At 64.7% G+C, this 21,605-nt stretch carries 16 protein-coding genes; 2 read left to right on the forward strand and 14 right to left on the reverse strand.

Annotated elements, in window-relative coordinates:
- Nucleotides 1–4: 4 nt before the first annotated feature.
- The 12 genes from JYP50_RS12665 to JYP50_RS12720 all read right to left on the reverse strand — a co-directional run bounded on the left by JYP50_RS12665 (nucleotide 5) and on the right by JYP50_RS12720 (nucleotide 12,590).
- On the reverse strand, nucleotides 5–1,510 hold the full coding sequence (locus JYP50_RS12665) for a TIGR03016 family PEP-CTERM system-associated outer membrane protein (protein WP_206560899.1): 1,506 nt from the start codon (nucleotides 1,508–1,510) through the stop codon (nucleotides 5–7).
- A complete protein-coding gene (locus JYP50_RS12670; RefSeq protein ID WP_206560900.1) occupies nucleotides 1,510–2,532 on the reverse strand; it encodes an XrtA-associated tyrosine autokinase in 1,023 nt (340 codons plus the stop codon). Before JYP50_RS12670 ends, JYP50_RS12665 begins: the two co-directional genes overlap by 1 nt.
- 196 nt (nucleotides 2,533–2,728) lie before the next feature.
- Nucleotides 2,729–4,258 (reverse strand): XrtA system polysaccharide chain length determinant, encoded by a 1,530-nt coding sequence (locus tag JYP50_RS12675; RefSeq protein ID WP_206560901.1) that lies wholly within the window; start codon nucleotides 4,256–4,258, stop codon nucleotides 2,729–2,731.
- A 41-nt stretch (nucleotides 4,259–4,299) separates the two neighbouring features.
- Complete coding sequence (locus tag JYP50_RS12680) at nucleotides 4,300–4,953, reverse strand: XrtA/PEP-CTERM system exopolysaccharide export protein (protein WP_241263101.1); 654 nt, start codon at nucleotides 4,951–4,953, stop codon at nucleotides 4,300–4,302.
- Between the two features lie 130 nt (nucleotides 4,954–5,083).
- Complete coding sequence (locus JYP50_RS12685) at nucleotides 5,084–5,815, reverse strand: OmpA family protein (protein ID WP_241263116.1); 732 nt, start codon at nucleotides 5,813–5,815, stop codon at nucleotides 5,084–5,086.
- 236 nt (nucleotides 5,816–6,051) lie between these two features.
- Complete coding sequence (locus JYP50_RS12690; protein WP_206560903.1) at nucleotides 6,052–7,068, reverse strand: ExeA family protein; 1,017 nt, start codon at nucleotides 7,066–7,068, stop codon at nucleotides 6,052–6,054.
- Nucleotides 7,069–7,216: 148 nt separating this feature from the next.
- Nucleotides 7,217–8,332 (reverse strand): nucleotidyltransferase domain-containing protein, encoded by a 1,116-nt coding sequence (locus JYP50_RS12695; protein ID WP_206560904.1) that lies wholly within the window; start codon nucleotides 8,330–8,332, stop codon nucleotides 7,217–7,219.
- Nucleotides 8,329–9,255 (reverse strand): HprK-related kinase A, encoded by a 927-nt coding sequence (locus JYP50_RS12700; RefSeq protein WP_206560905.1) that lies wholly within the window; start codon nucleotides 9,253–9,255, stop codon nucleotides 8,329–8,331. Before JYP50_RS12700 ends, JYP50_RS12695 begins: the two co-directional genes overlap by 4 nt.
- Nucleotides 9,252–9,449: an HPr-rel-A system PqqD family peptide chaperone gene (locus JYP50_RS12705; protein ID WP_206560906.1), complete on the reverse strand. Its 198-nt coding sequence runs from the start codon at nucleotides 9,447–9,449 to the stop codon at nucleotides 9,252–9,254. Before JYP50_RS12705 ends, JYP50_RS12700 begins: the two co-directional genes overlap by 4 nt.
- 187 nt (nucleotides 9,450–9,636) lie before the next feature.
- The gene (locus tag JYP50_RS12710; RefSeq protein WP_206560907.1) at nucleotides 9,637–10,044 is read right to left on the reverse strand and encodes a hypothetical protein; all 408 of its coding nucleotides are present in this window, start codon (nucleotides 10,042–10,044) and stop codon (nucleotides 9,637–9,639) included.
- Nucleotides 10,045–10,248: 204 nt separating this feature from the next.
- Nucleotides 10,249–11,544: a nucleotide sugar dehydrogenase gene (locus tag JYP50_RS12715; RefSeq protein ID WP_206560908.1), complete on the reverse strand. Its 1,296-nt coding sequence runs from the start codon at nucleotides 11,542–11,544 to the stop codon at nucleotides 10,249–10,251.
- Entirely contained in the window at nucleotides 11,541–12,590 is a 1,050-nt protein-coding gene (locus JYP50_RS12720) for an SDR family oxidoreductase (protein ID WP_206560909.1), read from the reverse strand. Before JYP50_RS12720 ends, JYP50_RS12715 begins: the two co-directional genes overlap by 4 nt.
- 188 nt (nucleotides 12,591–12,778) lie before the next feature.
- On the opposite strand from JYP50_RS12720, the gene prsK reads away from it, so the two are divergent.
- Both prsK and prsR read left to right on the forward strand, forming a co-directional pair.
- Entirely contained in the window at nucleotides 12,779–14,851 is a 2,073-nt protein-coding gene (prsK, locus tag JYP50_RS12725) for an XrtA/PEP-CTERM system histidine kinase PrsK (protein ID WP_206560910.1), read from the forward strand.
- A 25-nt stretch (nucleotides 14,852–14,876) separates the two neighbouring features.
- On the forward strand, nucleotides 14,877–16,232 hold the full coding sequence (gene prsR / locus JYP50_RS12730) for a PEP-CTERM-box response regulator transcription factor (RefSeq protein ID WP_206560911.1): 1,356 nt from the start codon (nucleotides 14,877–14,879) through the stop codon (nucleotides 16,230–16,232).
- An 8-nt stretch (nucleotides 16,233–16,240) separates the two neighbouring features.
- On the opposite strand, the gene JYP50_RS12735 is transcribed toward prsR, so the two are convergent.
- Nucleotides 16,241–18,421 (reverse strand): AMIN domain-containing protein, encoded by a 2,181-nt coding sequence (locus tag JYP50_RS12735; protein WP_206560912.1) that lies wholly within the window; start codon nucleotides 18,419–18,421, stop codon nucleotides 16,241–16,243.
- Nucleotides 18,422–21,574: an outer membrane lipoprotein-sorting protein gene (locus JYP50_RS12740; RefSeq protein ID WP_206560913.1), complete on the reverse strand. Its 3,153-nt coding sequence runs from the start codon at nucleotides 21,572–21,574 to the stop codon at nucleotides 18,422–18,424.
- Between the last annotated feature and the right edge of the window lie 31 nt (nucleotides 21,575–21,605).

Here is a 21,605-nt window from a genome sequence, read left to right on the forward strand (position 1 = left end):
TACCTTACAACTGGTAGTTGAAGCGCAATATGACGCGATTCTCCTGATATTCATCGTTGGGAATATCGGAACTACGGTCTGTGTACTGATACGTTAGCGTTGCACTCGTGTTGATCCCAAACTGCGCCCGCGCGCCGAGACTGAACCGTCCGGTCTCGGAATCGCGCACGATGGCACGCCGTTGGTCGGGCTCCCTGACATACCACGAGACGCGGGTAAAAAGGCTCAGGCGACGCGACAGCTCGCGCTCCAGGCGCACCCCGGCGTCGATAAACGTATCTTCCAGTCCATCCTCGGCGCGCGTTTGATCGGAGTGCGACGCATTGACAGTCACCGACGTCCTGCGCGCGCGGTAGGTATAGACGAAGCGCAGGCGTTCGTTGAGGATCGGGCTGTTGGTGATTGTGGTCGGGGCGCCGCCCGGTTCCTGCACCGTTCCCAGGTCCGGAATGCTGTCGTCCAACAGCCCGTCGATATCATCGGCAAAGGGGTCGGTGCCGCGCAGCGAACGGTCGTATGTCAGTTCGCGCTCGTAGGACAGGGAGATGCGGCCACTGCGATAGCGGTAGTCCACCGAGGCACGCGGCGTGGAGCCAAAAAAGCGCTCACCGGTCCCGGCGGCGATCGTCACCCGCTTATTGGGTGTCCAAATCAGGCCGACGTCCCAGTAGCTGCCCTCTTCCTCCTGGAACACCGAAATGTAATCGTTCCATTCCTCGCCGACGTAGCCATTGACCTGCCACTGGCGACTAAGCTGGTAGGCGGCGCGCAATTGCGCCGAGGAGAGCTCACTGTTGAAAGTCCTGTCGCCGCTGCGCTCCCGGGAGTAATCAATGTTGCTGTATTGACCAACAACCCCCACACTGAACTGACTGAGCTCGGGCGAACTGCCAACATCGAGGTAAACCTGCTCTCTTTCGCTATCGGACACCGCATCCTCGGTGTTGACCTCTTCGCTATAGGTCGCGCGCAGCAAGGCACTGGTTGTTGCCGAAAGCTGGCGGTACAAATACGGCGACACCCTGTACTGATAGGTGGTGTTGACGTTTCCGCGGCCGGATAAATTGTCCTCGCTTCCGGCGACAAACTGGTTTATCGGGTTTTGGTCGGCAAAGGCGGTGGCATCGAGGTACAACCATTGCGGCACCAGCGTGGTATTGCCATTGAACCTGACACGGGGCGCCGGGGACAGGGCCTCCGTCCCCTGCGCGTTGCAATCCAGGCTGCTGTTTTCCAGCGTGTTGAATTCCACCGCCGCGAACAGGTCCATACTGCCGTTGACGCCATCCGCGGACACTCGCACATTGGGCGTGGCGGTGCCTATTGCCTTGTTTTCTTCGTCGACGTTACGCAGGCATACGTTATCGCTATACACCGCTCCCAGCGTGAGCCCGGCCCCGGTATCCCATTGCGCGGCTTGCGGCGTATCAACCGGCACAAGAAGCACGAAGCCAGCCGCCGCGACCCAGGACGGAATCCCGCTGTGCAAGCCGATGTCCCGCGCCCCCATCAGATCGCCTCCGGGCCGTTGCCTGCATCCGGTTGCCGGCCCCGGTACCGTGGATTCGCGCCGCCATCGCTGGCACTGGCACTGGCACCGTAGCCATAGCCGTAACCATAACCGTAGCTGTAACCGTAACCGAAGGGACTTACCCTGCGCCGGCGCGCGCGGTTGAGCACGGTGCCAACCATTTTATCCGGCCCGATGTGTTCGAGCGCTTCGACCACCGCCTGCTGCGGGGTGTGGTCCGCACGAACCACGAAAACGATCTGCCCCATAAAGCTGGCCAGTACGCCGGCCTCGGTGGTCAGCAACAAGGGGGGGGAATCAAAGACAATGACACGATCGGAATAGCGCTCCGAAAGCTCCACCATCAACGCTCGCATACCGCTACTGGCAAGCAGTTCGTTGGCATGTTCGTGGACGTTTCCCGCCGGCAGGATACTCAGCTTCTCCATATTGGTGCGAAGCAGAACATCGCCCGGCGTCACGCCTTTGTTCTCGAGGATATCGATCAGCCCCTGGCTTTTGGGCGGTACGCCCAGCAGCTTGCCCGCTGTCGCCTTGGCAATATCGGCATCGACGAAAAGTACCGTCTTGTCCATTTCCATTGCGATACTCAGGGCCAGGTTAATGGACGAAAAGGTCTTGCCATCGCCCTGTAGCGCGCTGGTTACCATTACCAGATTGGCAAACGGGATCTTGGTCGTCACGTGGCCGTCGATATTCTTCAGAATAGGCCGCTTGATCGTCCGGTATTCCTCGGCGATCGCCGAACGGGGTATCGCAGGAGTCAACATCCCCTTTTTATGCAGGTCATTGAAGGGAATCTCGATGACACCGCGCGAGGCCTCGGGCTCCACTGGCAGCTCGCGACGGGCTTGGCGCGCCTCGTCGGTGGCGACCACCGCGGCTGCCGTGGTTGAATCGGATGCCCGCTGCACCGCCGTGGGCGCATCGGCCTCCACCGGCTCCCTGCCGGTGTTTTTGCGCTTGCCGAGCTCTCCCACCGCTTTTTCGATAATGCTCATATCAGCCAATGTCCTTTATGGCGTTGTTGGTTGCCACGGTCCCAGCAGGGTGCTGAAAAAGCCTCGCGAGGCCTTTTCAAGCCCTCTGTACGGCGCATGTCCGCAAAGAGGGACTCTGAAAATCCATTACCTACATGCTTGCTTTTGTCATCGGCCACTGCGCGGCCAGTGACGCAGGCTGCTTCTCAACCGCCTGCTAGCTTGCCAATAATGCACTCTGCCCGATACTGAGCGCCACGTACGCGGCCGGCAAAGCCACCGCCAGAGCGGAGTAGGCCGCCAACGCATAGAGTTCTCGACGCCTCTCCTCGGCGGGCTGCACCAAAGTGACCGTGCCGAGCAAGGGCAGGCCCGTGGCCGCGACCAGTGTTCGCGGGTCGCAGACAACCGGGGAAATCAGCGACATGAGCAAGCCGGCCCCCAAGCCGATACCGACACTGACAACCAGGACCCCGGCGTTCAGCAGGATTTTGTTGGGTTCCGACGGTTTCATCGGCACGAAGGGCGGATCGATAACGCGGAAGGTCACGCCGGAGGCATTCTGCTCGACGTCTTCGGACAGTCGCGCGGACTCACGCCGTTGCAGCAGCTGATTGTGCTGGGCGGCGATCACGTTGTAGTCGCGATCCAGCTGCTTCAACTGCACCTCGACATCCGGAATGCTGTTGACCTTGTCCTCCAGGGCCTCCACGCGCTGGCGGAACTCGACCACACGCACCTGCAGCTCGGCGACTCGCGCCTCGGTCTCGGCCAGCATGGAACGCATGCTCTGGTAGACCGGACTGGTCGCGAGACCGCTATAGTTCAGCCCCTCCCCGGAATTGAACTCACGCGCCTTCTCGGCCTGCAATTCGTCGATCAAGCCCTGGATCTGCCGGACCTCGGGATGCTTGTCGGTATAGCGTGAAAGCAGCATATCCAGGTTCACCTGAAGCGACTGAATACGGCTATCCAGCGGCGATTGACCGCCAGCGCCACTGGCCAGGAAAACCGGCTCCTCGCCATTCAGCTGGCGCTGCAATTCCCGTTTGCGGTTTTCCGCCTCCCGCAGCAGCAATTCAGCCTGGGCGAGTTCCCGGCGCGCGGACTCGAGACGGCTGTAATAGTCACCCCCGCCACCCGGCAGGCTGTCGACATTTTCCTGTTTGAATTTCGCGAGCCTTTCCTCGGCGGCTTGAAGCCGCTCTTCGTAATCGGCGATCTGCTCGTCGAGGAAGGTCTGCGCGCCCGAGCTGTCATCCTGTTTCTCGCTGCGCGAGCTCTCGATAAACACCGTGATCAGGGACTGGGCGATGCGCTTGGCGGTCTCGCGGTCCGAGTCGCTGACCGAGATGGCATAGAGCGAGTAGTTGCCCCGCTCGCCCGAGAGGGTAATGGCCTCCCTGAGCCTGCCCACCATTTCCTCTCGCTCCAGCTCGGTGTTGACGTCCAGGTCGAGATCGGTCATGCGCATCAGTTTTTCCAGGTTGGGCCTGCTGAGCAAGGTCCGGCTCATCATTGCGATGCGCTGATCGATATCCGGCTGGATAGCCAGGCCACGCAACAGCGGGCGCAGGACACTGTTGGTATCGACATACACCCGAGCCGAGGCCACATAGGCCTCGGGCAGCTGCCATACCCAGACCCATCCCGCCACGGCGAACACCCAGGCGACGATAAGAACCAGCCAGCGGTGCCGCCAGACGCCCCATATATAGGAGAAAACTTGCGCTATTGCTTCCTGCATATCCGCCCTACTCTGCTAACAGCTCGCGACCACGGCGATTATCAGAACCAGGATTCCGAAATAATAATGATATCGCCGGGCTTCAATGGCAGGTTTGCCGTGATGTCCCCATCCTTGAGCAGGTCGTCCAGGCGCAGACCATAGGATTGCTGCCTGCCACCCTCGGTACGCACCAGCACGGAACCATTGCCATCGGCATACTCGGTGACGCCACCCACGGCAATCATAAGGTCCAGCAGGGTCATGTGCTTGCGAAACGGTACGCTGGCTGGCTGGGTCGCCTCGCCAACAACGCGAACCTGTTGCGCGGGAACCCCCACAAAACCGTTGACGATCACGCTGACCACGGGCTGCCTGACATATTCGCCGTAGGCTTTTTCGATATCCCGTGCCAACTGGGTTGAGGTCTTGCCGCTCGCCTGAAGATCCTCCACCAGCCGGGTTGTGAACTTGCCATCGGGGCGCACAATTCCTGCCGAGGACAACTCCTCGTTACCCCATACAAAAACCTCGAGGGTATCGCCCGGACCGACTACGTAGTCGAAATCAGGGGCTTCACCGCGCGCGGACTCGGGCACGGGCGGATGGGACGAGCCCGTGCAGCCCGCCAACACCATCGTCAACACCACCGCAAAGGCGGCGCCTAGCCGCCCCTCGCGGTACCCCGCTCTTTTCTCTCCATGGCAAGCAGGCATCTCTCCCTCCTGTTGAATGCGCCGAATCCACGCCAAGTCATTATTGACCTGAGCATAGCATGTGATCTGCAAATAGCCCGATTTAACTGGGACTTATGTGAAAAACATCACAACCGCCGTGGAACCGTACCTACCTGGAGGCCACGGGGATAATTTCGACTCGCACCAGTCGCTGGGCATCGACGCCCGCGGCGCGCGGCTCACCGCCATCGCTCCCCAGCCCCCGCACTTCCATACGCTGTGGCGGGACGCCCAGCCGCGCCATGTAGTTGGCAACGGTCTCCGCGCGGCGGCGGGACAGGCTCAGGTTGTAGTCCCCGTTGCCGAAGGGGTCCGCGTAGCCGGAAATACGCGCCCTCGCCGCCGGGCCCGCCCGCTCCATCATATGGACCGCGAGTTCAAGACTGCGCCTGGAATCCTCATCCAGCGCGCTGCTGTCGAAATCAAAATGAACCCGAATCGCGCCAGCCGGCGCGACGCCAGAACCCGCCGTCTCCGCAGCCGGCTCCGCCATGGACAAGCGGGGCTCACCGGCGTCCGGCTCGCGAGCGGACTCCCCCCGTGGCACGCCCGCATCAATACGCGGCAGCGTGGCGAACACCGGCCGGACGCGCGCGACCACCGGCAGCAATAGCGGATATGTCCGCCGCCCATCCGCGGGAACACCGAGACCGGCAAGCCCGTCCTCGGCCGCACCCTGGTCATCGGGCAGTTCCGGCGCCACCACCGGCGCGGGCGCCCGGCTCCCCGGCTCGCCGCCAGGACCGCCTTCCCGCTCACTGACGCCGTGCCACAAGGACTGCGGGCCGGCCGTGGTGTAGCGGTACAAGAACAGGCTGGCGAGGCCCAGCGCCAACAGCATCAAGCCGAGAACAAGTCCCGCGCCGGCCCGCGACGGGCGGCGCCGGTAGGGTGGCGCCTCGGCTCCCACCCTGCGAGGCGGTTTAAGTTCGGGTTTTGGTTCGGGTTTTAGTTCGGGTTTTGGTTCGGGTTCGGGCCCGGCCTCCGGTTCGATGGCAAGCGCAGTCCCGGCGGCAACCCCGCGTTCCCGGGGAACACGAGGGGCATGCCCAGGCTCACCCGCCGTCGGCTCGGCGCTCAGCTCCCCCGTGTCTTTTTTTTTTCGCTGGCGGCCCGCGCCTTTTCGATGTCCACCGCCACCGCCTCGGCAGGGGATGCGGCCGCGTCGTCGGCGCCGCCCCTCTCGCCGGCTTCCTCAGGTGATTGCGGCGCGGCGGCGGGCGCGTCGTCAAACACGTCCGCCTGCTGGAAGTCCTGTTCCGAAAACTGCCTGCCCGCCGCAAGGTGCTCACCCTGCAGCTCGGTTATAACCTCTTTCACGTCGGCCACCCCAACCCGGTGCCGATTCTCCACCGCGCAGTGCAACAGCAGGCGGCTACAGATCAGGTTGATACGCCGGGGGACACCCTCGCTGAACTTGTAAATCAGGGGAAAAACCGACTTGCTGATCGCGGGGTCGCCCGACCAGCCCACGCGCTCCAGGCGGTGGCGAATATAGGCCTCGGTTTCGCCCGACTCCAGCGACTTGAGATGGCTCGCGGCGACGATGCGCTGATGGACCTGCTCCATCTCGGGCCGCAGTACCAGCTCGCGCAGCTCGGGCTGGCCGAGCAGGAATATCTGCAGCAGGGGCTGGCCGTTGCTTTGGATGTTGGTGAGCAGGCGCAGCTCCTCCATGGCCGAAACCGTCAGGTCCTGGGCTTCATCGACGATCAGCAGGGCGCGCCGCCCCTCGCGATTCCAACGGTGCAGCAGCTCGGTGAGGCGCTGCAGCAGCTCGCCCTTTTCCACCACCTGCGCACTGATGCCAAAGTTATAGGCCACCATTTTCAGCAGGTCGTTGGCTTCCAGCTGGGTGCAAACCAGATTGGCGGTGGTGACAGACTCATCGGCCAGGCTCTCGACCAGGTCTCCGATCAGCGTGGTTTTACCGGTACCCGGGCGGCCGGTAATCATCGCGAAGCCCTCGGCGCGCATATAGGCATAGGCCATGTAGGCCCGCGCCTTGGCATAGGCGCCGTGCTCGTAGCAGAAGTGGTGGTCGGGACTTAGCCTAAAGGGCTCCGCCGTGAAATTGAAAATACGCTCGTACATTCCTCGATGCCGCCTGCCCGCGAGGCCCAGAAACCCAGCCAACGAGCTTTGCAGAGAGTCCCCGACTTTGCAAGCGTGAAGCGGCCGAATCGGGACGCAGTTCCGGCCCGCGCCGGCCCAGAATGTTGACGCCCCTAACCGGGCTCCGCTAACCCCCGGCAGCCTGCCCCTGCGCTTTTTCGCCCCTGTCGGGCGCGGCCGGAAAAAGATCCATCCAGGCTTTGCGGGCCAGGTGGGGCAGCAACAGGCGCAGCGGCATTCGCAGGTAATGGGAGCGCACGTAAAGGCAGAACAAAGCCGGCGCGGTAAATGGCAGGCGACAGGAAGAGTGATTGGGGGTAAAGGCCCGCAGGAACAGGAAGTCCATCAGGCGGCGCCCCGGGGCCGTGGGCCGGCGCGGCAGCAGCTCGCGGGAGAAGCCGTCGGGCACCGGGGTGCCCAGGAAACGACGGGTATAGCGCAGCGCATAGAACAGGGGGCGCTGCAGGCCCATCTCGCGCGCGCGCGCGGCCAAGGCGGGAAAGAATGCCTCCCCCTCGGTGGCGGCGAAATGCCTGAGCAGGCGATCCAGGTCCAGCAGGTCCCGGAGACCGTGATCGAACTCGCCCTCGTGGAACAGGTGCGCGGCGCTGTGCAGGACCATATCGACCGGCGCCAGCATCCACACGCCCGGGGCCGCCTCCACCATCGCCGACCACAGAGCCTCCGGGTCGATGCTACTGTCCGAGGTGGGCGGCAGAATCGTGTGGTGAACATCCAGCGTGGAGTGCCGCTCGCCGTGGCCCAGGGGCGGGATTTCATGCATCCACTGCCGGTAGTAGCGATCGTTGTAGGGGTCGATGCTACCCGAAGTCCAGCCGTGCCGGCCGAGGGCGGCCTCCACCTTGTGCAGGTTCGAGGCCTGCACCAGGATATCGATATCGGAGATCAGGCGCCCGCTGGCCGCGGGCAGTCCGGCCAGGATGTAGGCGCCGCCCTTGAGCAGAACCACCCGCTCGCCCGCCTCGGCCAGGGCGACCCCCAGCTTGCGCAACTCAAAATGCAGGCTGCGGCACTGCTTGACGTGCACGGCGTGACCGGCATAAAGGTGCCGCCAGACCTTCTCGGGGATGGCCGGCCGTGGCCGCAAGGTGTCCAGGCAGTGGTAGAGACTGCCCAGCAGCCTGGCGAGCCGCGCCTGCGGTATCAGGCGATCCCAGTCCCGGTCACCCAGCCTGGCCGCGCGCTCCGGCGAGCGGAGCAGTTCGATCAGTTGTATACTCATGCCCCGGGCCGCCCCCGCAGCAGGGACTCCAGCGCCTCGACGACGGCATCGAGCTCGCTGTAACGCAGGTCAAAACAATCCACGCCGTCGACGAAAGCCGCCATGGCATCAAAACCCTCGTCGCCCAGTACGCTGTAGTTAAAGGAGTGATGGGCGGCGAAGATGAAACTTTCGGCCCGACTGCGCGGGCGCAACTGCACCGTCTCCCCCGCCCTGTACTGGGGAAACAGCATGAATGCCGCCTCCAAAGGAGCCGGATCGTGGCTGTTGGGGGCGACATCGGCTTTCAGGTGCGCAACCCGCCCCTTGTGCGTATCTTCCGACACCGGACCGATGACGGCATCGGGCGCAAACCGCCTGATCACCTCGATAGACGCATTCTTGAGACTGACCGGACGGTTGACCGGCACGACCCGGTGGCTTCCCGGCACGATCAGCGCGTGCTCGTCGGAAAGCACCCGCCAGCCGCGCAGGGCCAGCGCGGCGCACAGCGTACTCTTGCCCGCCCCCGGCAGACCCGGCATCACCACGGCTACCCCGTTTCGCGCCACGACGGCGGCATGCAGCTTGAGATATTCGTGCATGGTGACCGACAGGCACCAATTGAGGCCCCATTCAAAGAATGCAAACGCCTGGCCGCGGGGTATGCTGCCAAAGGGCTGCCGCTCATCGAGGAAAAAGTCGAGCCGCTTGCTCAAGCGCTGCTGGAGGCCCGCCGGGCGCAGCGCGACGTGGAAATCGGCGAAACCGGGGTCCCGCGCCAGGTAGTGATCCCGGTACAGTGCCGCCACGCCCTGCGCCACCACCGGGACAGGGCACTGAACGGCGTAGCAGTAAGGCCCCACCCGCAAGCGCAGCCCCTCGCCGGCCAGGCGCCGGCGCGTTTCGGCCTCACCCAGCTCGGCGAGCGTGCCGGGCTTCACGACTCGCTCACCAGGTCAACCCGCGCCAGATCGGCCAGCAATTGGCCCAGGCCCGACGCCGCCTCACTGTCCAGCGACAGGGTCTCGCGGAGCCCGGCTTCGGCAATGGGATGCCGGCCGAGCGTCCGCAGGATTTCGGCGGCCTCGGCATTGATCAGGTGAGTATCGCCGCTGTCGGGGCAATAACATACCACCAGCCCCTCGCTTCGATCATAGAATTTGACAGGGCCTGACAATGCCCAAGACGCCATGCCGTTGCTCCGCATCCTAGCCGCGACGGTATATTATTCCAGATTGGCGTTGAAAGTACCCGTGCCCCAGGTCACAGATGGGGCGCTTCGGATTCAGGCTGACTCGCGCCACCCACACCACGCCCGGCATTTACTCGTTGAAGTGGGAAAAATCCAATTGCCCGGCCTGGCTCGCGGGTTGCGCGGCCTTGACACACACCTTGTCGCCCTGGATTTTCGGGGTCTGGCCGGTGCGATCGGCGAACTGCTGGAACGCCTCGACCTCGTCGTAATCGGCCCGGCGCTGATCGTTTGCAGACGCCGACACGACAAACCCCGGCTCGGTGTAGGAGGCAAAAGTCGCCCGCGACACACAAACCTTGCTGGCCCCGCCCCCTTGGCCCCAAGCCGCCCTGTTCCCCAGAGTCAACATGACGGCGCCGCCAACGGCGGCCGAGCGCGCGAATTGGCGACGCGACTGCCCCGCCTTGTCCGGTGAGCGCTCTTCTGCGGCTGTTGCCTCAGCCGATAGCTGCTGCTTGTCCTGTTCGCAATCCATTCCCATTACCTTTCCCTGCCAGCGGCCACCACCACGCACGGCGACCACCGCGTCGGGCGCTGCACTTCAACAACTGAAGCACATTGTGTGCCAGATACATAAGTACCTGATATAAATAAACTTTTTGAAGATCCATTCAATTCCGGGACACTCTTGGCGGCACAGTTGTAAAATTTACTGACAACGCACCGCCCGCTCTCGAGATTATAGACGCCATACCGAAATCCCGCCTGCCTCCGCGGCGGCCCGCTCCAGCACCGACTTCACATCGATAAGCACACCCTCGGGACGCAGTAGCGAGGCTATGCCCTCCAGGCCCTGTGCCAGGTATTCCCGGTGGGGCACCGCCAACACCACGGCATCGGCCTTGGCCAGCTCATCCCAGGACACCAGGGGCAGGTCGTACTCCTCCTCCGCCTCCCGGGCACAGGCCAGGGGATCGTGCACCCTGACGTCACAGCAGAACTCCCGCAACTCGTGAATGATGTCGACCACCCGCGAATTGCGCAGGTCGGGGCAGTTTTCCTTGAAGGTCAGCCCCAGGATCGCGACCCGCGCCCCGCTGACCGAATGCCCGGCGCGCACCAGTTGCTTGACCGTCTGCTCGGCGATGTACTTGCCCATGCCGTCATTGGTCTGGCGGCCGCCAAGCACCACCTGGGGATGAAAGCCCACGCTCTGCGCCTTATAGGTCAGGTAGTAGGGGTCCACGCCGATGCAGTGCCCCCCCACCAGCCCCGGCCGGAAAGGCAGGAAATTCCACTTGGTGCCGGCGGCTTCCAGCACGTCGAGGGTATCGATGTCCAGGCGATTGAAAATCATCGCCAATTCGTTCATCAACGCGATATTGAGGTCGCGCTGGGTGTTTTCAATCACCTTGGCGGCCTCGGCGACCTTGATACTCGCGGCGCGGTGAACGCCGGCCTCGACCACGCACTCGTACAGCGTGGCCAGGCGCTCCAGGGTATCGGGAGAGTCGCCCGACACCACCTTGGTAATGGTCTGTAATTTGTGCTCGGTATCCCCGGGGTTGATCCGCTCCGGCGAGTAACCGACGAAGAAGTCCCCGCCCTCCTCTCCGGCCCAGGTCAGGCCCGATTCCCGCTCCAGAATGGGGACACAGACCTCCTCGGTGCAGCCCGGGTAAACCGTGGATTCGAACACCACCGTGGCGCCCGGGGACATATGCCGGCCCACGGTGCGGCAGGCTGCCTCGAGCGGGCCCAGGTCGGGGCGGTGGGCGGCGTCGATCGGCGTGGGGACCACGACGATAATCACCGACGCCTGCGCCAGTGCCGCCGGGTCCGCGGTGAACTCGAGCTGCGTCGCCGCCGCCAGCTCCTCGCGACCCACCTCGCCGCTGGGGTCGAAATGGTCGCGGTAGTGCGCCAGCTTGGTTTCATTGACATCGAAGCCGATGGTCCGGCGCTGGCCGCCAAAAGCCACGGCCAGGGGCAGGCCGACATAACCGAGCCCGACAATTGCGAGTGTATTGTTCATTGATTAACCGCCGTGGGTTGTTCGTGACGGGCCAGGAACCAGCGCGTGGTCAACGCCAGCCCCCGCGCCGCGCTGACGTCGGGCGCATAGCCCAGCAGCGCCCGCGCCTTGCCAATATCCGCCTGGGAGTGACGCACGTCACCCTCCCTGAAATCGTTGTATGCGGGCTCCGGGTGCGCCACCGAAACGCCGCCCTCGCGCAACTGGTCGCGAATCAGCGCAAACAGTTCATTGAGCGTGGTGCGGTCGCCCACCGCGACATTAAACACCTGATTGGCCGCGGCCGGCTCCGTCGCGGTGGCGGCGAGCAAGTTGGCCAGCACCGCGTTATCGACATAGCAGAAGTCCCGGGACGTTTCACCGTCGCCATTGATGCGGCACTCCTCGCCGCGCAGCAGCTGCTCGATCCAGCGGGGGATCACCGCCGCGTAGGCACCGCCGGGATCCTGGCGCGGGCCGAACACGTTGAAATAGCGCAGGCCGATGCAGTCCATGGCGTAACAGCGGCCAAAGACCTCCGCGTACAACTCATTGACATACTTGGTGACCGCGTAGGGTGACAGCGGCCTACCGATTTCGTCCTCGACCTTGGGCAAGCCCGGGTGGTCGCCGTAGGTCGACGAGGAGGCCGCATAGACAAAACGCCTGACACCCGCGTCGCGGGCCGCCAGCAGCATATTGAGAAAGCCGCTCACATTGCTCTGGTTGGTACCCAAGGGGTCCTCGAGGGAGCGCGGCACGCTGCCCAGCGCCGCCTGGTGAAGTACGTAGTCGACGCCAGCGGCGGCGCGCTGGCAGGTCGCGAGGTCGCAGATGTCACCCTCGATAAAGGTAAACCGCTGCCAGGCGGCCTCCCCGACGCTGCTGCGCACGTCCTCCAGGTTTTCGCGATAGCCGGTGGACAGGTTGTCCAGGCCAACCACCCGCTGCTGCGCGCGCAGCAGGGCTTCCACCAGATTGGAACCGATAAAGCCGGCGGCCCCCGTCACCAGCCAGGCGGACGAACTTGAGCGCAACTGCGAATTCAGCGCTTGCAGGGCAGTCATGGCGGTTGGATCTCCCGGTTCAACTGGACTAATCGAGTGTGTTCTGAATCCCACTACAGGGATGCCGACATTTACACATTCCAGGCCAGAGTATAGTGTCTAGCGCACATCTGGACCATTAGAAAGCGTGACTCGGCCCACATTTCCACGATGCAAGGCCGGTCTGCGTTCAACCGCGGGGTGGATTCATGCCAACCAATGTCGGGCTCTACAGCTATCTCGCGGCGTGCGTGACCTTCGGCGCGCTCGCCCTGCTGTTGATGTTTGCCGGGCGACAGCGACCCTACGCCGCGCTGCTGATCGTCGCCAATGCCCTGACCGCACTCTGGGCGGGGGTGATCGCCTTCGGCACGCTCGCCGACTATCCTCCGGTCACCCTTATGCAGCTGGCCGAACTGGCGCGCAACGCGGCCTGGCTATTCCTGCTGCTGCGCCTGACCGCGGCCCAGTTCGCCGAGGTCAGCTCCCTGCTCGCGGGGCGGCGCTGGCTCTACCTGTTCATCGCGGGCGCCGTGGCCGCGCTGCTGTTGCTGACACTGCCTTCCAGGCTGGAGGATGTTGTTCCGCCGCTGGGGCGCGCCGCCAGCGCCATCGGCCTGGGGACCTGGCTCGCCATTGCCGTCGCCGGGCTGCTGCTGATTGAACAACTGTTCCGCAATGCCTCGGAGAGCGAGCGCTGGTCGATGAAGTACCTGTGCCTGGGCCTCACCTGCTTGTTCGGCTACGATTTTTTCCTCTACGCGGAAGGCCTGCTGTTCCAGCAGCTGGACCCCAATCTGTGGCAGGCAAGGGGCCTGGTCAGCACCGTCGCGGCGCCCCTGCTGGCCGTTGCCATCGCGCGCAATTCAGACTGGCAATCCACACTGCATGTGTCGCGGCACGTAGTATTCCACTCAGTCACGCTGGTCGCCGCCGGACTCTACCTGATGGCGATGTCGGTGGTGGGTTACTTCATCCGCTTGATGGACGGCACCTGGGGCGGCGTGCTGCAAACCTCCTTCATGGTGGCCGCGGGCGCCATGCTGCTGGTGCTGCTGTTTTCCGGCAAGCTGCGCGCCCATGCCCGGGTACTGCTGAACAAGCATTTTTTCAGCTACAAGTACGACTATCGCGAGGAGTGGCTCAACTTTACCCGCGCCCTCGCCGATATTGGCGACGATGTGCCCGAGGGCATCGTGCGCACCATGGTCCCCCTGGTGGGCAGCCAGGCGGGCCTGCTGTTCGCCATCGAGGGGGGGCGCTACAACCTGCTGGCCAACTACCAAATGCCGGCACCCGAGGGCGACTTCGACATGGGGGAACTTCCCGCCTGGCTGGAGCAGAGCGAGTGGGTCGTGGACCTGGACGAGTGGGATGCCTCTCCGGACATGTACAATCACCTGGAGTTGCCCGCCTGGCTGCAGCGCGTTTCCCAGCCATGGCTGATCGTGCCATTGATATTCGGCACCCGCCTGGCCGGCATCCTGGTCATCAGGCGCTCGGACCTGCAACAGGGCATCAACTGGGAGGAGCGGGACCTGCTCAAAACGGCGGGGCGCCAGGCCGCCAGCCATCTGGCCCAGTTTCTGGCCCAGAAGGCCCTGGTCGAGGCGCGCCAGTTCGACGCTTTCAACCGCCTCTCGGCCTATGTCATCCACGACCTGAAAAACATCCTGGCCCAGCAATCACTGATGGTCGCCAACGCGGAAAAACACAAGGACAATCCGGCCTTCGTCGACGACATGATCGAAACCGTCAGGAATTCGGTGACCAGGATGACCCGCCTCATGGACCAGATGCGCAGCGGCATGCGCGACAGCCAGCTGGAACTACTGGACCTGGCGGATGTGCTGCGCACGGTGGTCGAGGGGCGCGCCGGGCAGCGCCCCGCCCCCAGCCTCGAGGTTGTCGACGCGAACCTGCGATTGCAGGCCGATCGCGAGCGCCTGGCGACCGTCTTCAACCACCTGGTGCAAAATGCCCAGGAAGCCTGCGACAAACGCGGCGAGGTCCAGGTGGCGGCGAGCCGTGACCACGGTTTCGCGGTGGTGACGATCCGGGATACCGGCCGCGGCATGGACGCGGATTTCATCGCAAATCGCCTGTTCACGCCCTTCGACAGCACCAAGGGCCTGACCGGGATGGGCATCGGCGCTTTCGAGAGCAGGGACTATATTCGGGGTATTGGCGGCGACATCCGCGTCGAGAGCGAGCCCGGCGTGGGCTCGACCTTCAGAGTGTATCTCCCGATACCACAAGACAAGGAGAATGTGGCAGCATAGCAAGCCACATAAGAGGTAAGCGGACGTGAACGCAGGAAAAAAGCACTTACTGGTTGTCGAGGACGACAAGGGCTTGCAGAGCCAGTTGCGCTGGGCATTCGAGGACTTTGAGGTCGCGATAGCCGGTGATCGGGAAGAAGCCATCGCGCAACTGCGCAGGTTCGAGCCCGGCGTGGTCATACTCGACCTGGGCCTGCCACCCGACCCCGGCGGCGTGAGCGAGGGACTGGCCACCCTGACGGACATCCTCTCACTATCGCCGGACACCAAGATCGTGGTGGTAACCGGCGACAATGATCGCGCCAACGCGGTGAAGGCGGTGGGCCGCGGGGCCTACGATTTCTACCAGAAGCCGGTGGACCCCGAGATGCTGGGCATGATCGTGGGGCGCGCCTACCGGGTTCACGAACTGGAGCGCGAGAACCGCCGGCTGACCCAGTTCCAGGACAAGATGCCGCTCACCGGCATTATTGCCACCAGCCCGCAGATGCTCAAGGTCTGCCGCACCGTGGAAAAAGTGGCGCCCACCGACGTCACCACCCTGCTGCTGGGCGCCAGCGGTTCGGGCAAGGAGCGTTTCGCCCAGGCGCTGCACGAACTGAGCCATCGCGCCAAGAACAAGATGGTGGCGATCAACTGCGCCGCGATTCCGGAAAACCTGCTGGAAAGCGAACTGTTCGGCTATGAAAAGGGCGCCTTCACCGGCGCGACCCAAACAACGCCGGGCAAGATCGAATACGCCGATGGCGGCACGCTGTTCCTGGACGAAATCGGCGACCTGCCGATGGAACTACAGGCCAAGCTGCTGCGCTTCCTGCAGGAACGGGTGGTGGAACGGGTTGGCGGGCGCAAGGAAATTCCCGTGGACGTGCGCATCGTTTGCGCCACCCACCAGGACCTGAGCGCGCACATTGCCGAGGGCCGCTTTCGCGAGGACCTCTACTACCGGGTGAGTGAGCTCACCATCAATATTCCCGCGCTGAAGGAGCGCGATGGCGACGCCCTGGTACTGGCCACGGTATTCCTGGATCGCTTTGCCCGCGAGATGGGCCGCAATATCAAGGGCTTCGATGACGGCGCCCGCAGGGCCATCGAGGCTCACGACTGGCCGGGCAACGTGCGCGAACTGGAGAGCCGGATAAAGCGGGCCGTCATCCTCGCCGACAACAGCAATATCACCGCAGCGGACCTGGAGCTGGAGGACGTCGAGATCGAGGATCGCCCCTTCAACCTCAAGCAGGTACGCGAGGAGGTGGAGCGCAAGGCGATCCAGCGGGCCCTCGGCCACTGCAATGACAATGTCTCGGATACCGCGACCCTGTTGGGGATCACCCGCCCCACCCTGTACAACCTGATGGAGAAATACCGGCTCAAGAGCTGAGGCGCCGTCTAGAAGCCCCAGCGCAGCCCCAGCACCAGACGGTCCCGGCGGTCGAACTGGCCGAACAGCCCGCGCGGCTCGCCGTCGAACCAGTCCGCCCCGACCCAGACTTCCAGGTCCGAGCGCCACCAATAGCGCAGGCGCAGCTGCAACATGGCGTCCTCGTCATCCACCGAGTACAGCCCGAGGGCGCGCCACTCCCAGCTGTTGTTGGCGAAATTCTCCAGCCAGAGCAGGGACAGGAAGTCTTCCGAGGGGCGGCGGTACATGGAGTCGCGGTGATCCGACAGGCGGCGGTGAAACCACTGCGCGCTCAGCTGGCGGTCGCTGCGCCACTGCCAGTCCAGCCCGACCACCCCGGAAAACTCCCGGCTATCGGTCACGCCCCCCTCGGCGAGGTTGTTCCCGACCACCCAGGTATCGCTGTTCCAGGCCAGTTCGGTGCGCAGCGCCACCGGGCCAAAGACGTTGCTGGCGGTGACCCCGGCGAGATGGTTGCGCCGGTACTCGGCCTCGACCAGGCCATAGATCCCCGCCTCGTCGCGGGCCAGCGACTGGAACAGCACCGGAAAGTCGCCATAGCTGTACAGGTAGTGCAGCCCCAGGTCCCAGCCTCCCAGGTGGCCGCGCAGGCGCAGGCCCGCGTCGCTGTCCGCGAACAGCCGGCCCGGGATATCAGGCTCGTCAAAGCGCAGCCGCAGACCCGGCGGCGCCACCGGCACCAGCAGCGGAGAACTCAATTCAAAGGGAGTGCCGGGCTCGGCGAACTCGTGGTAGGTCGTATCCGGAATCCACAGCAGTTGCAAGCCAGCGGCATCGCCCAGGGGGATCTCCAGGTTGGCCATCCACAGGGGAATCCGGGAGTCGTCGAAATCGTCCAGAATGTATTCGCGAAAACTCTGGGGATTGACCACGTCCAGAACCTTGATCCCGTCGGCCTGGCCCCACACCACCTGCTGCTTGCCCAGCCGCAGGTAGGTGTTCCCCAACCGGGTATCGAGATAGAACTCCCGCAGATCGAAGCCCGCGTGACGGTCGTTGTACCAGGGCCCATTGACCGCCGAGTAGTTCCAGGGGCGCTGGCTATCGGGGCCCAGATCGCCCACCGCGTCCAACCGCAGGCGCCCGAGCGCGCTCAAGCTTCCCAAATCCCCCAGCGCCAGATCCACGCGCGAGTCCAGCAGGGCCTCGAATTTCTGGTTGCCGTCGCGAGCCACCGCCCACTCCTGCTCCCAGGTGCCACTGAATTCCCAGGGGACCCGGCTCGCCTGGGGCGAGTCTGCCGCGCGTCGCGGCATCCCGCCCGCCCCGCGCCGCGGCCCATTCCCCGAGCGCCGCAGCTGTCGCCGCTGCGGTGCCTCGGGCCCGGCCCGCGCCAGGTCGGGTTCGGCCGCCGGGAGCGGCGCGGACACCCGGGCCGGTTGTTCCGCGGACTCCTGTAACGCGGGAGGGTAGAAATCCAGCACGACCCGGTAGCCGCGGGTGGCATTGGCCGCCAGGGCGTAATCGCGCACCCGCCGGGGTTCGGCCAGGACCATCTCGACGGCCCCGTCCCCTTGCAACCGGGCGCCCGCAACCGCGGAATGGCCGCCGCGCAGCGACGCCAGCTCGGCGGGCTCCAGCATCGCATCGGCGAAGGCAATGGCCAGTGACGGCCCGCCGCCCTCGGCCTGGCTGACCTCGTAGGCGACCTCGTCGTCAAACTCAAAGGTGAGCCGGGAAAAGCCCTCGTGCCACCCCTCCCGCACCGCGCGCAACCTCGGTACCGCGGGGCTGCGGGACGCCGGTTCGGCGCGCTTGATATCCAGCACCAGGCGATCGCCACCGTGGGCATCGGGCCCGAGGACAAAGGCGCGGGCACTCACCGCCTGGCGCAGCGACAGGCGCAATCGGCGGGGCTCGCCGGGCTCGGCGGGCTGCAGCCGCAGCGCGCTGACCGGCGTGCCCGCCCAGTTGATGGTCGCGGGGTCGAAATCCAGGCGCTCCGCCGCCAGGTCGAGCAGCAGCGTCTGCCCTTCGGGCTGCTGCAAACGGTGAAAGGGCAGCGGCTCGCTGAGGTCAAAAACCAGCCGGGTGTGCTCCGCCGTCAGCCCCAGGCGCAAGCGCTCGACCACGGAGGCGCCCGCGGTGGCGGCCGCCGGCAACAGCAGGCAGGCGATCCAGCACCCGAGGCGGGCGGAGAGCCTCACTCAGCGCCCCCGCTCCAGGGCCTGGCGGGTAAACAGGCTGTCGTCGATGCCGCCATCGAAGGCGATATCGTAAAACTCGAAGCGGGTGGTGTGGCCCGTCTGGTGATTGCTGACTTCCAGGCCCTCGCGGGTCCAGGTGCCGTCGACCTCGACAATGCCGGTCACCTCCAGGGTTTTTAGTGGCTGCCCCTGCAGGTCGAAGAAGGCCACCTCGACCGCCAGCCAGGTACTCGCGTCCACGCGAACCTCGATGCGCGAATAACCCAGCTCGCCGGCAATGGCCTCGCTACGGGGCTCGCCCCTGAGCAGGTAGTACAGGTAGTCACCGTCGCGTTCGCTACCTTCCAGTGCGAAGTGGTAGTCAACGGGCGCCAACTTGCCGTCGAGCTTGATGTCCTCGTAGGTGAGATCGGTCCCCAGGAAGTAGTCACCGCGATCGGCGGCGGGAATGCGCCGGGACTTGCGCAGGGCGGGCAGGTACAGCCACTGGTCGTCCTCGCGGTCCGCGGCATCGTAGTCCCACGTCAGGAAGGCCGTGCCGCGCACGTTCGCCGGCGCGAGGTAAAACACCACGGTGCGCAGGGAGTCCTCGAAACGCTTGCGGTAACTCACTGTCTCGCGATCACGCTGCTTGCCGCGACTGTCGGTCAGCACCATGCGCACCTTGCGCGACAACGAGCGGTCGGCACCCACCGCGTTCATCGAGGCGACGATCTCGTCCGCCGTGGGCGATTCCTCGGCGGCCGCGGCGCCGCCGACCAGGAATATCGCCAGCGCGCAGGTCAGCAGCACGGCGGCCCAGCGCAAGCCCGGGCGGGCGGGTGTCCAGTCCGGCCGCAGAAAGGACGGTTGCAGCCGCCAGAGCAGCGCCGGAAGCAGGGTCATACTGGCAATGAAACTGGTGACAATGGCCATCATCACGATCCAGCCGAAGGTAGTGAGAGAAACAATCTTGCTGAAGACGAGGATACCAAAGCCACAGGCAACTGCCAGCGCATTGTAGAGCAGCGCGCGGCCGGTGCCCGGATAGAGATCGACAAAGGCGCGCCGGGGATCGTCGGGGTGTGTCCGTCCCAGGCTACGCAGCCGGTCCAGGGTGTGAATGGCGAAGTCGATGCCCAGGCCGACCGCAATGGCGGCGAACATGGAGGTCCCCATGCCGAGGGTGATACCCGCCAGGCCCATCACCGCGTACACCACCAGCACGGAGGCCACCACCGGCACCAGGGTCAGGCAGCCTGCCAGCAGTGATCGAAACAGCAGCGCCGACACTGCCCAGACCATGACCAGGGACAGCAGCAGGCCGCCGAAATGGCTGTCCGCCAAGCCCTTGATCCAGCGATAGTTGATATAGAGGCGGCCGCTGATGCTCGCCGCCAGGTCGCCGTCGCCGAAATGCCGCGCCACGTAGTCCCGCACCCCCTCGACCAGCGGCCGCGTATCGCGGTAACCGCCCGCCGTGGCGTAGACCCGCACGTTGGCGCTGCGGTAATCGTAATCCACCTCTTCCTCGAAATCCGCGGGATCGGACATGGCGGCATAGAGCAGGAAAAACTGGGCCACCGAGTCGGCGGAATCGGGAATCCGGTAATAGGCGGGATCGTCGTCGTTCAGCGCCCGGTTCATCTGCTTGAGGTAGTCCACGATGGACACCGTGCCCCCCACATGGGGCAGCGTTTCGATATAGGCCTGCAGGGCTTCGATACGGCGCAGGCGACGGGGGTCGAACAGCCCTTCAGCCTCCGGCGCCTCGACCACCACGTCCAGGGTATTGGTGCCGTCCATGCGCGCGTTGATCAGGCGATCGGCCACCGCCACCGGTTCGTCGCGGTGAAAGACGCCGATGGGATCGTCGTCGACCTGCAGGCGGGTCGCGGCGTAAAGTCCGGCCGCCACCAGTACGCCTGCCAGCAGCAACACGCGGCCACTGGAATCGAGGGTGCCCTCGCCGAGGCGCGACAGCGCGCCCGCCAGGCCCCGCCGGTCTTGCCCGCCGCCCTCGCGCGCGCGCTCTACAGCGGCTCGCGGGGTAAACAAAACCATCAGCGCCGGCAGGATCACCAGGGTATATAGCCAGGCCAGGCCCACCCCGAGCGCGGCAAACCAGCCAAAGTACCGGAACGGAGGCATGAAGCTCGCCAGGGCCAGGCCGGCAAACCCGGCCATGGTCGTGAGCGACGTGATCGTAACGGGGCGCCACATTTCCCGCACCGCGCGCGACACCAACTCGCGATGGGATTCGCCGGTGGCACGCGCGCGCAGCTCGTCGTAGTGGCTGACGACATGAATGGTGTCGGCCACCGCGATACCAATCAGGATGACGGGCAGGGCATTGCTGATCACATAGAACTTGATGCCCAGCGCCGCCATCAGACCAACCGTCGACACCACCGTGAACAGCATGATGACATCGGCGTAAAGCGCCGGCCCCAGGCGGCGAAAGCCCAGGAAGACCACCGCGGTGATGATCAGCCAGGCCACCGGGATCAGCCTCTGGGCATCCTGGTCGACGTAGCTGCCCATGTAGCCGCTGATGGCGCCCTCCCCCGCCAGGTGCAGGGTGGTGCCCGGCGGCCTCGGCAGATCCAGCAACACCTGGCGCAACTGGCGATAACTTTGCTCGGCGAGACTCTCGTTTTTCAGCTCGACCACCGTCAGGGCCATGCTGCCGTCCTCGGCCACGAGGCTGCCCAGGTACAGGGGAAAGCGTGACACCGCCACGCGCACGTGCTCCGCTTGCGCGCGGGATGCCGGCGGCGGATCAAGAAACGGGGAGATTGCCAGGCCGTCGGGGGTGGCGGCGATATTGGACTCGGTCGCCAGGCTGAACACCCGCTCCCGATCGATATTGGGAAGCGCCTTCACCGCCTCGGCGATGTCCGCCAACAGGGCGAGATTGGCCGGTGAGTAGACGGCCTCCGGCTGACCCGCGTCCAGGGCGACGACCAGCGGGTCACTGAGGCCGAATTGCCGCTTGACCTGTTCACGGGCGACGATGGCGGGATCGTCGGGCGACAAAAAGGCGTCGGAGCGAACGTCCTTCTCCAGCGCCGGCACGAAAGCGGCGGCCAGCGCCAACACCAGGGCGCCGAGCGCCAGTACCCGCCGGGGCGCCGCCAGCACCCCGTTCAGCAGGGCGGCCCCCCCTTTCAAGCGAGGCTCACCGGCCCGCGCCGGAGGCCGG

Origin of the sequence: Parahaliea mediterranea (genome assembly GCF_017255185.1) — a bacterium.
Classification (GTDB): Bacteria; Pseudomonadota; Gammaproteobacteria; order Pseudomonadales; family Halieaceae; genus JAFKCZ01.

Excerpts from the sequence above, each read along its gene's own strand:
- JYP50_RS12665 (WP_206560899.1), bottom strand. The coding sequence starts at position 1,510 with ATGGGGGCGCGGGACATCGGCTTGCACAGCGGGATTCCGTCCTGGGTC.
- JYP50_RS12670 (WP_206560900.1), bottom strand. The coding sequence starts at position 2,532 with ATGAGCATTATCGAAAAAGCGGTGGGAGAGCTCGGCAAGCGCAAAAAC.
- JYP50_RS12675 (WP_206560901.1), bottom strand. The coding sequence starts at position 4,258 with ATGCAGGAAGCAATAGCGCAAGTTTTCTCCTATATATGGGGCGTCTGG.
- JYP50_RS12680 (WP_241263101.1), bottom strand. The coding sequence starts at position 4,953 with ATGCCTGCTTGCCATGGAGAGAAAAGAGCGGGGTACCGCGAGGGGCGG.
- JYP50_RS12685 (WP_241263116.1), bottom strand. The coding sequence starts at position 5,815 with ATGCTGTTGGCGCTGGGCCTCGCCAGCCTGTTCTTGTACCGCTACACC.
- JYP50_RS12690 (WP_206560903.1), bottom strand. The coding sequence starts at position 7,068 with ATGTACGAGCGTATTTTCAATTTCACGGCGGAGCCCTTTAGGCTAAGT.
- JYP50_RS12695 (WP_206560904.1), bottom strand. The coding sequence starts at position 8,332 with ATGAGTATACAACTGATCGAACTGCTCCGCTCGCCGGAGCGCGCGGCC.
- JYP50_RS12710 (WP_206560907.1), bottom strand. The coding sequence starts at position 10,044 with ATGGATTGCGAACAGGACAAGCAGCAGCTATCGGCTGAGGCAACAGCC.
- JYP50_RS12715 (WP_206560908.1), bottom strand. The coding sequence starts at position 11,544 with ATGAACAATACACTCGCAATTGTCGGGCTCGGTTATGTCGGCCTGCCC.
- JYP50_RS12720 (WP_206560909.1), bottom strand. The coding sequence starts at position 12,590 with ATGACTGCCCTGCAAGCGCTGAATTCGCAGTTGCGCTCAAGTTCGTCC.
- prsK (WP_206560910.1), top strand. The coding sequence starts at position 12,779 with ATGCCAACCAATGTCGGGCTCTACAGCTATCTCGCGGCGTGCGTGACC.